The organism is Vibrio sp. La 4.2.2 (assembly GCF_027586995.1).
Lineage (GTDB): Bacteria > Pseudomonadota > Gammaproteobacteria > Enterobacterales > Vibrionaceae > Vibrio > Vibrio mediterranei.
Genome location: NZ_JAPPTJ010000004.1, coordinates 327,269 through 340,500, shown reverse-complemented (window position 1 = coordinate 340,500; position 13,232 = coordinate 327,269). Strand labels below are relative to the sequence as shown.

Annotated in this window: 10 protein-coding genes; 8 read left to right on the top strand and 2 right to left on the bottom strand. The window is 43.7% G+C overall.

Features of this window, described 5'->3' with window-relative positions; genetic code table 11:
• Positions 1-386 precede the first annotated feature (386 nt).
• From OH456_RS10935 to OH456_RS10915, 5 genes are all read left to right on the top strand, one after another.
• Positions 387-1,838: a YfcC family protein gene (locus tag OH456_RS10935; protein ID WP_171389933.1), complete on the top strand. Its 1,452-nt coding sequence runs from the start codon at positions 387-389 to the stop codon at positions 1,836-1,838.
• 598 nt (positions 1,839-2,436) lie between these two features.
• Complete coding sequence (arcA, locus tag OH456_RS10930; protein WP_270033454.1) at positions 2,437-3,657, top strand: arginine deiminase; 1,221 nt, start codon at positions 2,437-2,439, stop codon at positions 3,655-3,657.
• 38 nt (positions 3,658-3,695) lie between these two features.
• A complete protein-coding gene (arcC, locus tag OH456_RS10925; RefSeq protein WP_031495405.1) occupies positions 3,696-4,607 on the top strand; it encodes a carbamate kinase in 912 nt (303 codons plus the stop codon).
• A gap of 95 nt (positions 4,608-4,702) precedes the next feature.
• Positions 4,703-5,713, top strand: coding sequence for an ornithine carbamoyltransferase (locus OH456_RS10920; RefSeq protein WP_006070300.1), 1,011 nt, complete (start codon positions 4,703-4,705; stop codon positions 5,711-5,713).
• 189 nt (positions 5,714-5,902) lie between these two features.
• Positions 5,903-6,388, top strand: a complete 486-nt coding sequence (locus OH456_RS10915) for an arginine repressor (RefSeq protein ID WP_050798595.1) — start codon at positions 5,903-5,905, stop codon at positions 6,386-6,388.
• 86 nt (positions 6,389-6,474) lie between these two features.
• On the opposite strand, the gene OH456_RS10910 is transcribed toward OH456_RS10915, so the two are convergent.
• Positions 6,475-8,160, bottom strand: coding sequence for a glycoside hydrolase family 13 protein (locus OH456_RS10910; protein WP_006070302.1), 1,686 nt, complete (start codon positions 8,158-8,160; stop codon positions 6,475-6,477).
• 32 nt (positions 8,161-8,192) lie between these two features.
• Positions 8,193-9,212: a LacI family DNA-binding transcriptional regulator gene (locus OH456_RS10905; protein WP_006070303.1), complete on the bottom strand. Its 1,020-nt coding sequence runs from the start codon at positions 9,210-9,212 to the stop codon at positions 8,193-8,195.
• Positions 9,213-9,539: 327 nt separating this feature from the next.
• Between OH456_RS10905 and OH456_RS10900 the strand changes: the two genes are divergently transcribed.
• The 3 genes from OH456_RS10900 (at position 9,540) to OH456_RS10890 (ending at position 13,221) form a co-directional block, all read left to right on the top strand.
• Positions 9,540-10,892: an ABC transporter substrate-binding protein gene (locus OH456_RS10900; RefSeq protein ID WP_006070304.1), complete on the top strand. Its 1,353-nt coding sequence runs from the start codon at positions 9,540-9,542 to the stop codon at positions 10,890-10,892.
• Between the two features lie 116 nt (positions 10,893-11,008).
• Entirely contained in the window at positions 11,009-12,022 is a 1,014-nt protein-coding gene (locus tag OH456_RS10895; RefSeq protein WP_235225472.1) for a carbohydrate ABC transporter permease, read from the top strand.
• A complete protein-coding gene (locus OH456_RS10890; RefSeq protein WP_006070306.1) occupies positions 12,022-13,221 on the top strand; it encodes a carbohydrate ABC transporter permease in 1,200 nt (399 codons plus the stop codon). The genes OH456_RS10895 and OH456_RS10890 overlap by 1 nt, the downstream gene beginning before the upstream one ends.
• Positions 13,222-13,232 lie beyond the last annotated feature (11 nt).

Genomic DNA, 13,232 nt, shown 5'->3' with positions numbered 1-13,232 from the left:
GTGCTGCGGCATTTTGTCTCGTGACTTCGTTAGCTAATCGCATTTTGAGTGACATTCTTCAAAAAATAGAAAATTCATTTCATTAGATATTTATAATTATATATCTGAATAAATATCCAAATTCAAAAGTAGTTATCATTTGATATTGTTTTGTTTGCGAATATTCTTCAAAAATATCTAATTATTAATCCAGACAAATAATTCTATTTCAGCGGCCATTTAACTATTGCAAGAATAAGTGTGAACAAGGCACAAGAATAACAGTAAATAAAGGCGTATATTTTCTTTGAAATTATGATTAGTAATTCTTATGGCTTCAATGTGGTGATTGAATGTAAAACATACAGCTAAAGTAGCAGGATAGCCCTTCTACTAAGGAGAATACTATGACTACCCACGTCGTTCACGAGCCGAAAAAGTCGGGAGGCTTTTTTGCAAATTTCAAGTTTCCCTCAGCCTATACCATTTTATTTGTGTTGATTGCTATCGTTGCAGTCATGACCTGGATTATTCCTGCGGGTCAATATGAGAGAGTGATGAATGAAGATCTGGGCAGAGAAGTTCCAGTGGCTGGAACTTATTCTAGCGTAGAAAGTAATCCACAAACTCCAATCGACGTCTTAATGGCTCCTATTGATGGCTTCTATGATCACAATAGTTATGAAGCAGGTGCAATTGATGTCTCGTTATTTGTATTAGTCATTGGTGGCTTCTTGGGATTAGTGACTAAGACCGGAGCGATAGATGCTGGAATTGAGCGTGTAACTCACAAGTTAGAGGGTAGAGAAGAGTTGATGATTCCCATCCTTATGGCCTTGTTTGCCGCGGGTGGCACTGTCTATGGGATGGCAGAAGAATCTCTACCATTCTACACACTTCTCGTCCCAGTAATGATGGCAGCTCGATTTGACCCACTTGTTGCGGCCGCTACCATCTTATTGGGAGCTGGGATTGGAGTTCTGGGTTCCACAATTAATCCATTTGCTACAGTGATTGCTGCGAATGCATCCGGTATTCCTTTTACCGATGGTATTTTATTGCGTCTAGCCATGTTAGTGCTTGGGTGGATCATCTGTGTTGCTTATGTCATGAGATATGCTCGAATGGTCAAGGCCGACCCGTCTAAATCCATTGTTTATGATAAACACGAGGAGAACAAGGCTCATTTCCTCGGTAATAAAGGAGAGGAAAAACTCGATTTCACTACAACGAGAAAAGTGATTTTAGCGATCTTTGGTGGTTCATTTGCTGTAATGATATACGGTGTTTCGGTTGCTGGTTGGTGGATGGCAGAGATCTCTGCGATGTTCCTAGCCTCGTCAATCTTGGTTGGGCTTGTCGCTAGAATGAGTGAAGAATCTTTCATCAATAGCTTTATTGAAGGAGCGAGAGACTTACTCGGAGTAGCTTTGATTATTGGTATTGCTCGAGGCATCGTTGTTGTGATGGACCGAGGGATGATCACTGATACCATATTGAATTCTGCGGAACATATAGTCACTGGTCTTTCTTCGATCGTGTTTGTTAATGTTATGTTTTTCCTAGAAATATTATTGTCTTTCTTGGTGCCTTCGACTTCTGGACTGGCTGTGTTGACGATGCCGATAATGGCTCCTCTAGGTGATTTTGCCGGTGTTGGTCGAGAGTTGGTTATTACAGCGTATCAATCCGCTTCAGGGCTGGTGAATTTGATAACTCCAACCTCTGCTGTTGTGATGGGAGGTCTTGCTATAGCTCGGGTTCCTTACGTGAGATGGCTGAAATGGGTGGCTCCACTAATGGCTATTCTGACCGTATTCTGCGTGGTAATGCTTAGTATTGGTACGCTTGTCGGTTAAATGTTCGTTTGCCTAGTCTTTATACTGGCCCATTGCTATTAGCAGTGGGCTTTTTTTGTTGCAGTTTCTGAGTTAGCTGCGAAAGATAGTCGTCACTTCTATGCCCTTGTGACGAAATACCAATTTTTCTCCTTTTTGTTTGAATATGAGCAGCGTTCTATCGCTTATGTCCGACGGTCTCTTGAATGTGATATTTATCACGAAAATAGACTAAAAATTGTTAATGGATACAGAGGAGGTGAGCTAGGAATAGGTAACTAACAAAAGCCAATGCATATTCCTTCCAAGTAATCATATCCATTAGAATTAATAATGCGAATCAAGTTTCTTAAAAGAACGTAACTATGACTGCTTCACGAATAATCCATGCATACTATTTCATTTAATATGCGAGATTAATTCTCGGTAATTATATTTATCAAGGAATAAATATTGTTAACAGCCACTTTTATGACGTCTTTGTTTACATATATATTTGTGTGATCGGTGTCCAATATTATTTTGAATGATTGGTACATATTAATTACACCACAACGAAGCTATTAATATATTCCATAAAGAACGATTTTGGTTCTTATAATATTAGAGAGACATGATTATGAATAAACTATATGTTGGTTCTGAAGTTGGTCAGTTACGCCGTGTCTTAATACATCGTCCACGACGTGCTCTCACTCACTTAACGCCTTCTAACTGCCATCAACTGTTGTTTGACGATGTACTAGCGGTAGAGAAGGCTGGCGAAGAGCATGATGTTTTTGCCAAAACACTAGAATCACAAGGTGTTGAGGTTTTACTTCTAACAAATTTACTTGCTGAAACTCTCGCTATTTCAGAAGCAAAAGATTGGCTGCTAAATATTCAGGTTTCAGATTTTCGTTATGGCAATACCTTTGCCAACGATGTGAGATGTTATTTGAGTGATATGCCAAACATCGAATTAGCTAAAGTACTTACTGGGGGCTTGTCATTTGGTGAAATGCCGCTTGAGTCTTCGTCAATGTTGCAATCTTTATATAAAGCTAACGATTTCATTATCGACCCGTTGCCAAATCACTTATTTACTCGTGATACATCATGCTGGGTTTATGGTGGTGTCTCTATCAACCCGATGGCGAAGGTCGCTCGTCAAAGGGAAACAAATCATTTACGTGCAATATATCGCTGGCATCCGACCTTTGCTGGACAAGACTTCATTAAATACTTTGGTGATGAGCAGCAATCGTATGATCACTCGACTATCGAAGGTGGAGATGTACTGGTCATAGGTAAAGGCTCTGTGTTGATCGGCATGTCTGAGCGTACCACGCCACAGGGTGTAGAGCATTTAGCATCGAGCTTATTTAAGAATAACCAAGCTAAGCAGGTTATTGCTTTAGAACTACCGAAAGATCGCTCATGCATGCACCTAGATACGGTTATGACACACATGCGTGAGGATACGTTCTCCATCTACCCTAATGTTATTCCTGATGACGTGAAATGTTGGAGTCTTACTGGTGATGAATCCGGTCGAGTAACGGCTACGCAGCAGAGTTCGTACATTACGACGATCGAAAAAGCGTTACAGGTCGACAAGTTAAAACTTATCACTACTGGAGGCGACAACTTCGAAGCTGAACGTGAACAATGGAATGATGCAAATAACGTCCTGACGGTCAAAACCGGTGTTGTTATTGGTTACGAACGCAATACCTATACCAACGAGAAGTACGATAAAGCCGGCATTACCGTACTACCAATCCCTGGTGATGAGCTTGGCCGCGGCCGCGGTGGTGCGCGTTGTATGAGTTGCCCAATTGAACGTGATGGTATTTAGTCACTTCGCTTTTCATTACCTGTATTGGATAAAAGATTATGAAGAAACAAACTATCGTTGTTGCTTTGGGTGGTAATGCCTTACTAAAGCGCGGAGAGCCACTCGAAGCAGAAGTACAACGCCACAATATTGAAATCGCGGTTAAAACCATTTCGGAAATTGCCCTGCAATATAACGTCGTATTGGTGCACGGAAATGGCCCTCAAGTCGGGCTATTGGCATTGCAAGGACTGGAGTATAAGAAAGTGAGTCCTTACCCACTTGATGTATTGGGTAGCGAGACACAGGGCATGATTGGCTACATGTTGATGCAAGAGTTCAAGAATCAAATGCCCAGCAAGAATATCACCTGCATGTTGACCCAAATGACTGTGGATCCAGCCGATCCGGCATTCAAAGATCCTACCAAGTTTATTGGCCCTGTCTATGACAAGCAGGAGGCATGTGAACTGGCTGAGAAATATAATTGGACTGTGAAACCTGATGGTGATTATTTCCGCCGTGTGGTCCCAAGTCCATTACCAACTGGCATTGTTGAGCACGAAGCTATCACCTCCCTTATTGATGAGGGGCACCTTGTTATTTGCACTGGTGGGGGTGGTATTCCGGTCACGCATAAAGATGGCAAGCTGGTTGGAGTTGAGGCGGTGATTGATAAAGACATGTCGGCAGCTTTCCTTGCCAAACAACTTCACGCAGACCGATTACTGATATTAACTGATGCCGACGCCGTTTACCTAGATTGGGGTAAACCAACTCAACATGCGTTGAGAGCCACGACACCATCAGAACTGTCACGTTACCAGTTCGATGAAGGTTCAATGGGGCCTAAAATTGATGCCTCGTGTGAGTTTATTAATCAAGGTGGGCAAATGGTGGGGATCGGCGCGCTACAAGATGGTCTTCGCATTCTTGAAGGGACCGCAGGTACCACGATTTCAAAACACTAATTTTGTCGTCGAATACGTATTTAAATTAAAGCACGAGCGTGTCAGTAGCAGAGTGATGTCGTGACTGACACGCATAGATAGAAAAGGAACACAATATGGCTTTCAATCTTCGCAATCGCAACTTCCTTAAACTTCTAGATTTTACTCCTCGTGAGATTCAGCACTTGCTTGAGCTGTCCATTGAACTTAAAAAAGCCAAGTACAACGGATACGAACAACCTCGTTTAAAAGGCAAAAATATCGCGCTCATCTTTGAAAAAACATCGACCCGCACTCGTTGCGCTTTTGAGGTGGCGGCATTCGATCAAGGAGCACAAGTTTCTTATCTTGGGCCTACGGGATCGCAGATCGGCCATAAAGAATCAATGAAAGATACCGCTCGGGTACTTGGGCGTATGTACGACGGGATTGAGTATCGCGGCTATGGTCAATCTATCGTTGAAGAGCTTGGTGCTTATGCAGGTGTACCGGTTTGGAACGGCTTAACAGACGAATTCCACCCAACTCAAATTCTTGCAGACTTTATGACCATGATGGAGCATGCTCCAGGTCGTCCATTGCAAGATATTCGCTTTGCCTACTTAGGGGATGCTCGTAATAACATGGGTAATTCGTTAATGGTAGGCGCGGCAAAAATGGGTATGGAAATCCATTTAGTTGCGCCAAAACAGTTCTGGCCTGAAGAAGCACTTGTTGCGGAATGTCAATCCATTGCTAAACACACCGGAGCGAAAATTATACTCACGGAAGACGTACGTGAAGGTGTTCAAGGGTGTGACTTCCTATATACAGACGTTTGGGTTTCTATGGGTGAAGCAAAAGAAGCCTGGGCTGAACGTATCAAGTTGATGCTGCCTTATCAGGTCAATATGGAAATGCTCAAAGCGACAGGCAATCCAAACGTGAAATTCATGCACTGCTTGCCTGCTTTTCATGGCGAAGATACGACGGTGGGTAAGTCTTTATCAGCCGAATATCCAATGTTAGCTGATGGCTGCGAAGTGACCGACGAAGTGATTGAATCCGAGCATTCTATTGTCTTTGATGAAGCGGAAAACCGTATGCACACGATTAAAGCGGTAATGGTCGCGACCTTAGGTAGCTAAAGGGCTAGCATATTGCATGAGAGGAACAGGAATGTCCTCTCATCTTAACTAAAGTAGCAATAAGTTGCCGTAACAATGCGATTGGATCGGGATTTTTCAGAACGATTAATTGTTACGTTATACCAGCGAAACAAATACAAGATCACGAACCCACTCATGGATGAGTTTCAATATTTTACAGGTGATAACATGTATGAAACTCCAACTTGTAACGACATGCTCGATGTTGATCAAAAACTGACAGATGTATGTAAGAAGCTTCTTCAGCAGCAGAGCTTTACTACACAGAATAAGCTCCGCGAAGCACTGGTAGACCTTGGTTATGATGGGATTAGTCAATCGACGGTCTCTCGTCTATTGACCAACCTGGGAGTAGTCAAAGTTCAAAATGCCTGCGGTAAAAAGGCGTATTGTCTAACGTCGGAGAACAGCCCTGTTCGTGTTGACTCTTCTATTTCGTCACAGATCGAGCTGATCACTAACAATCAGTCTCTCGTTGTCGTGAAAACTCACCCTGGAAGTGCCCAGCTTATTGCTCGCTTGATTGATATTGACCCGCACGCTGATATTTTGGCGACTATTGGTGGCAATGATACGATTCTAGTGATCCCGAAACAGGCTTCTGAAGTGAGTCGATGTGAGCGTGTCGTTAGAGCCAGGCTTGGTGCACTGTAGCCATATTGATACAACACGATAACTGTTGTACCCCAACAAAAAAGCAGCGATGTTGTTAATCGCTGCTTTTGCTAAATTTGCCTTAGTTATTCAATATCAATGATCATGGCTTGATAAGGCTTCAATACTAGCTCGTGTAGTGAGCTTGGTGCATCATCATAGTTATTTAGTACGACTTGTTTCACACCGTATTGGTAGGTTCTCTCTAAGGTACTATCAGTAAAGTTAGCAATGATAAGCAAAGATTTTTCGCCGCTCGAGCGAATATATGCGTAGACTTCACTGTCTTGTGGGTCGAGTAACGTATGATTGCCATAAACCACAACATCCCCATATTCTTCACCTTGGCGCAGTTGGATAAGCTGGCGATAATGATGATAAATGGAATCCTCGTCGTTAACCGCTTGTTCTGCATTGATCTCCACATAGTTTTCATTCACTGGGAGCCAAGGCGTGCCTGTAGTGAAACCTGCATGAGCTTTTGTATCCCACTGCACTGGGACACGGGCATGGTCACGAGAGAAGTAGTTTAAAAACTCAATGGCATCATCATTGGAAACACCACGTTCAATCATTTTCTGGTAATGGAACTTCGCCATGAGGTCATTAAACTCTTCGATGTTATTGAAGTGCTTATTGGTCATGCCGATTTCTTCACCTTGATAAATATACGGGGTGCCGCTCATCATATGTAAAACCGTGCCGAGCATTTTTGCACTGATGATGCGATATTCAGGAGAGTCAGAGCCATAACGCGATACAGTACGAGGTTGGTCGTGATTACTCCAATACACACTATTCCAACCTTTCTGGTATAAGTCTTCCTGCCAGCGCGACATGATTTCTTTGTACTGAACTAAGTCAAAATCTTTTTTCACTGCATTGTGTTCTTCGCGGTCGATGCTGACATGTTCGAATTGGAAGATCATACTAATTTCATTGCGATCAGGGTGAGAGTAGTAACGGCCATCCAGTGTTGTGGTGAAGGGAGTTTCACCTACGGTGAGTACATCGTAATGCTTCAGAACTTTATCGTGCATTTCACGTAGATATTGGTGCACAAGTAGGTTATTTGACCAATGCTCCCAACCTGCTACTCCTGCGTCAAAAATAGTTGCATCTGGATAGTCTGACGGTTTGCCGATCATATTAATGACGTCCATTCGGAAACCACCTAAGCCCTTTTTCAGCCAAAAGTGCATCATGTCGTAGACCGCTTCACGTACCTCTGGATTTGCCCAGTTTAGGTCAGGTTGTTTATTGCTAAACAGGTGCAGATAGTATTGGCCGGTCGCTTCATCAAGTGTCCACGCTTTAGGCTTGAAGAAAGATTCCCAATTATTGGGTTCACTGCCATCTTCTTTGGGATCTTTCCAAATATACCAATCGCGTTTTGGATTATCCTTACTGCTTTTGGATTCGATAAACCAAGGGTGTTCATCTGAGGTGTGGTTTACCACGAGATCCATGACAATTTTGATACCGCGTTTATCCGCTTCGAATAGCAGCTTTTCCATATCGGACATGGTGCCAAATTCTGGTGCAATTTCACGATAGCCAGAAATATCATAGCCGTTGTCATCCATCGGAGATTTATACACAGGACTGAGCCAAATGACGTTCGCGCCAAGGGCTTTGATGTAATCCAATTTTTCTATAATACCTGGGATATCACCAATGCCATCTCCGTTAGAGTCGTTGAAACTTCTTGGATAGATTTGATAAACGACAGCGTCATGCCACCAACGCTTTTCCAGTTGTTCCGTACTCATGGATCAATTCTCCTTAGCAAGTGAGGTAATGTCTAACTGCTGGTACGAATAATAAGCTCCGTATCCAGTTGGATAGATTCGTAGGGTAGTTGGCCGAGCGCCATCTTTGCAGCGATTCGGCCTTTATTCTCAATAGGCTGCTGAATAGTCGTTAAGCCGGCTTCTGCAGCTTTGGGTATTCCGTCAAAGCCAACAATTCGAATATCGATGTTGATTTCTCTAGCCACTTCCAGAGCGGCCAAAGCGATTTTATCGCTCATACAAAGCAGTACATCCACGCGCTTAGGGGCCGTTAGTGTGCCACGCAACATGGTTTTTAACGTTGTTTCGTCAAGATCGTGAATTTGCCAGACATTTTCGAATGACAATGGTATGCCGTTTTCCTCGAGAGCTTTTTTGTAACCTTCAAAACGACAACGAGAAACGGACTCTTCGCTGGTATAAAGATTGTCGAGGTTGGCAAGCGATAACGATGTTGATGGCTCAAGACGCAGCCCCAAGATAAGCACATTGTCGTCGGATGAATGAATGGCATGCATGGCTATGTCGTAGCTTGCTTTGCGGTTGTCGACATTGATGGATGGAATGTCAGGCAAGGCGAAATCGACTGCCACGACAGGCTTATGTTGGCGTAGTATCAGGTTGATTATGCTTGAGTCCACAGGTTTACCATAAACTATGAAACTATCGGGGATAGTTTCAACCTGCGTATTCTGATAGTTATCACTGCTTGATGGCAGCAACAGCATGTTGACATGAGACTCGTCTAAAGTCTTTGATATTCCAGCTAAAAATTGAGTAGCTACTGGGTCGGTAAAGTTATAGGCGAGGTTGTCTGCGAGCAAAACTCCGATTACGCCGGTCTTTCCGGTGCGTAAGCTTCGTGCAGTGATACTTGGGCCGGTGTAACCGAGTTTTTCACATTCAAGCAGAATGTTCTCTCTCAGCGCCTTCGAAAGTTGGTTTGGACGGTTGAAAGCGTTTGATACGGTAGCCGTTGATACACCTAGGTGAGCGGCGACGGTTTTCAATGTAGGTTTCTTCCGTTCCATATCAGTCATTGTCCATATTTATATTATCTGCGATCTAGAATAGCGAAATTTATCAGTTGAGTCTAAATCGATTAAGAAGGAATGCGAAATTAAAATTTCATAGCCATTATAATTTGTTTGATGCTTGTCACTTAATTGTAATCAGGGTATTTCAAAACATGATCAAAGGCACAAGATTTGGCAAGAAAGTGGTCGAATTGTCAATAAGGTTTTATGGTATTCATTAACGGCTTAACCGATTAAGTAATTAAGTAAGAAGTTAAGTCGAGGACATAAGAACTGACTATAAAAACGAAACAAAGTATCTGAATACATGGAGTCTTACTGATGAAAACCTCTCTACTTGCTAGCGCAGTAGCTCTTGCTGTTTCTGCATCCTCCGCATTCGCCGCTGATTTAAAATTCGCACCTGGCGAAGACGCACGCTTTAACTGGCAAAGCTACGAAGAGCTGAAAAATATGGATCTGAAAGGTGAAACGGTCACCATTTTTGGTCCTTGGTTAACAGAAGATAAAGAGCTTGTTGAAAGTGTCATTGCGTATTTTGAAGAGGCAACTGGTGCCGATGTGAAATATTCAGGCTCTGACTCATTTGAACAGCAAATTGCGATTGATGTGCAAGCAGGTAGTGCACCTAACATTGCGATTTTCCCGCAGCCTGGTTTAGCGGCAGACTTAGCCTCTAAAGGTTTCCTAACTCCACTTGACCCTAAAATGGGTGATTGGATCAATGACAACTACGCCGCTGGTTCTTCATGGGTTGACCTAGGTACATTTGCTGGTAAAGACGGTAAAGATCATCTGTATGGTTTCTTCTATAAAGTCGATTTGAAGTCACTAGTATGGTATGTGCCTGAAAACTTCGAAGATGCCGGTTATGAAGTACCTCAATCAATGGAAGAGCTAAAAGCACTGACTGAACAGATTGTTGAAGATGGCGAAACACCGTGGTGTGTTGGGCTAGGTTCTGGTGGTGCAACGGGCTGGCCTGCAACGGACTGGGTGGAAGATATGATGCTTCGTACTCAATCGCCAGCTGATTACGATAAGTGGACTACAAACGAACTCAAGTTCAATGATGAGAAAGTTGTTGGTGCTATTGAAGAGTTTGGATGGTTTGTACGTAACGATAAGTTCGTCGACGGCGGTGCACGTGCAGTAGCTGCAACGGACTTCCGTGATTCACCAAAAGGTTTGTTTACATCGCCAGCTAAGTGTTACATGCACCGTCAGGCATCATTCATTCCAAGCTTCTTCCCAGAAGGTACAGAGCTAGGTGCTGACGTTGATTTCTTCTACTTCCCAGCGTATGAATCAAAAGACTTAGGTAAGCCAGTACTTGGCGCAGGTACTATGTGGAGCATTACCAAAGATTCTAAAGCCGCACGCGCATTTATGGAGTTCTTACAGTCACCAATCGCACATGAAATCTGGATGGCTCAATCGGGCTTCCTGACTCCGCATAAAGGTGCCAACGTTAATGCTTATGGCAACGACACTCTGAAGAAACAAGGTGAAATCTTGTTGGATGCGACGACGTTCCGTTTCGATGGTTCAGACTTGATGCCAGGTAAGATCGGTGCCGGCGCATTCTGGACAGGTATGGTCGACTACAGTGGCGGCAAACCTGCGAAAGAGGTCGCTGATGACATCCAAAAAACTTGGGATGCACTTAAGTAACCAAGGAAGTAAGTAACTTGGCGAAGTAACGCGATGCCGGTAGACGTAATTTCATTGGGTCGTCTATCGGCTTTCGCAATCTTGATATTCGTTAAGTCTCTCTATAAAGCGAGGTAATGATGGAACAGCTTTATTCCTCTTTATTTATCATGGCACTAGGCGTCGCTGGATGTGTGGTCTACTTCGTAGGCAGCAACTGGCTTCTCACTATCCTATTTCCTACCAGAAATGTCTCAAACCAAAAGATGGCACAAAACCTTAGACGAGCGGCAGCGATTCGTCCTTGGTTATTCCTTGGGCCTGCTTTGGCGTTTTTAGGCCTCTATCTTGTCTATCCAGTATTTGAGTCATTCTATCTGTCAATGCACGACAGAAATGCTGACAAATTTGTAGGATTAGGAAATTACATTTGGCTCTTCAACGATCCTGAGTTTAGAGAGTCACTATTTAACAATCTATTGTGGTTATTGGTTGTGCCTGCCGCCTCCACATTTTTTGGCTTGGTTATCGCAGCACTGACTGACAAAGTGAGCTGGGGGAATATTGCTAAGAGTTTAATCTTTATGCCAATGGCTATTTCATTCATTGGTGCATCGATCATTTGGAAGTTTGTCTACGACTACCGTGCGCCGGGGTCGGAGCAGATAGGTATTTTGAATGCCGTGGTTGAGTTCTTTGGAGGTACTGCACAGGCTTGGATAACCATCCCGTTTTGGAATAACTTCTTTTTGATGGTCATTCTTATTTGGATTCAAACCGGCTTTGCAATGGTTATTTTGTCTGCGGCTCTGCGCGGTATTCCAGAAGAAACGGTGGAAGCGGCGGTACTGGATGGAGCCAATGGAGTACAAATATTCTTTAAAATTCTCATTCCACAGATATGGGGAACGATTGCAGTAGTGTGGACCACAATCACCATTCTGGTTCTGAAGGTCTTCGATATCGTGTTAGCGATGACGAACGGCCAGTGGAGTACTCAGGTTCTGGCAAATATGATGTTTGACTGGATGTTCCGTGGTGGCGGTGACTTTGGCCGTGGCGCAGCGATTGCGGTCGTGATCATGGTGGCGGTAATTCCTGTCATGGTATGGAACATGCGCCAAGCTAGCGCTCAAATGGAGGGGCGATAATGACTGAAAAAGCCCAAACAGCGCCAAGTCTTGAAGAGAGTAACGCACGCTTTAGCTTAAGCAAATTACGACGTTCGCCACTGACTATTTTGGTTCACGCTTCGGTGTTGCTGATTGTGATTCTATGGACTCTACCAACAGCAGGTCTTTTTATCTCATCGTTTAGGGACAAAGATCAGCTTGCTTTATCAGGCTGGTGGACGTCATTAACCGCTTCCGAGCAGAACCTTGTAGACCGCACTGGAGCGCCCGACACCCAAGTTCAGGAAGGTGACGTTTATGTTCTCAAGGGGCAATTACTCGTCGATGGTAAGCCTGCTGAAGTCCATGCCTTTGGTTTCTCTTCTCGCGAACCGACAAAATTCGTCCCTGGTGATGTTGCTGAAATGAGAAAGGGTGGCACGCTAACGGTAACGGAAGATGGCCACTACAAAATGACAGCACTCGAACCGTTCAAAGGCAAACGAGGGAAACGAATTTTCTTTACCGCTGTGGTGCCACCGAAGTTTGGTTTAGACAACTATCGTGAAGTACTTACGGCAGAAGGTATTGGTCGTTCGTTTATTAATTCTTTAACCGTTACTATTCCCGCAACAATCATCCCAATTCTTATTGCGGCGTACGCGGCTTATGCGTTGTCTTGGATGAGAATGCCGGGTAGAAACCTACTTATTGCAGTTGTGGTTGGTTTGTTGGTTGTACCTCTGCAAATGTCTTTGATTCCTCTTTTAAGACTCTATAACGACATTGGGGCTTTCTTCGGTGTCGGGGCGAAAACCTATTTGGGAATATGGTTAGCGCATACTGGGTTTGGATTGCCATTGGCGATTTATTTGCTGCGAAACTACATCTCCAGTTTGCCTAGAGAGATTATCGAGTCGGCGAAAGTGGACGGTGCGACTGACTTCGAAATATTCATGAGAATCGTTCTGCCGCTGTCGTTCCCGGCACTAGCATCATTCGGGATATTCCAGTTCTTATGGGTATGGAATGACCTTCTTGTTGCAACGGTATTCTTGGGCACTGGCGAAGAGCACATGGTACTCACAGCACGATTACGTGAACTATTAGGCTCTCGTGGTGGTAACTGGGAGATTTTGACGGCATCTGCATTTGTTTCGATTGCTGTGCCTTTGGGCGTGTTCTTTACGCTGCAACGTTATCTAGTTCGTGGCCTACTTTCTGGTTCTGTTAAGTAAGCAGTTCCTGA

Coding starts and splice junctions, on each gene's coding strand:
- arcA (WP_270033454.1), top strand. CDS start 2,437: ATGAATAAACTATATGTTGGTTCTGAAGTTGGTCAGTTACGCCGTGTC.
- OH456_RS10910 (WP_006070302.1), bottom strand. CDS start 8,160: ATGAGTACGGAACAACTGGAAAAGCGTTGGTGGCATGACGCTGTCGTT.
- OH456_RS10905 (WP_006070303.1), bottom strand. CDS start 9,212: ATGGAACGGAAGAAACCTACATTGAAAACCGTCGCCGCTCACCTAGGT.
- OH456_RS10890 (WP_006070306.1), top strand. CDS start 12,022: ATGACTGAAAAAGCCCAAACAGCGCCAAGTCTTGAAGAGAGTAACGCA.
- OH456_RS10915 (WP_050798595.1), top strand. CDS start 5,903: ATGTATGAAACTCCAACTTGTAACGACATGCTCGATGTTGATCAAAAA.
- OH456_RS10900 (WP_006070304.1), top strand. CDS start 9,540: ATGAAAACCTCTCTACTTGCTAGCGCAGTAGCTCTTGCTGTTTCTGCA.
- arcC (WP_031495405.1), top strand. CDS start 3,696: ATGAAGAAACAAACTATCGTTGTTGCTTTGGGTGGTAATGCCTTACTA.
- OH456_RS10920 (WP_006070300.1), top strand. CDS start 4,703: ATGGCTTTCAATCTTCGCAATCGCAACTTCCTTAAACTTCTAGATTTT.
- OH456_RS10935 (WP_171389933.1), top strand. CDS start 387: ATGACTACCCACGTCGTTCACGAGCCGAAAAAGTCGGGAGGCTTTTTT.
- OH456_RS10895 (WP_235225472.1), top strand. CDS start 11,009: ATGATGGAACAGCTTTATTCCTCTTTATTTATCATGGCACTAGGCGTC.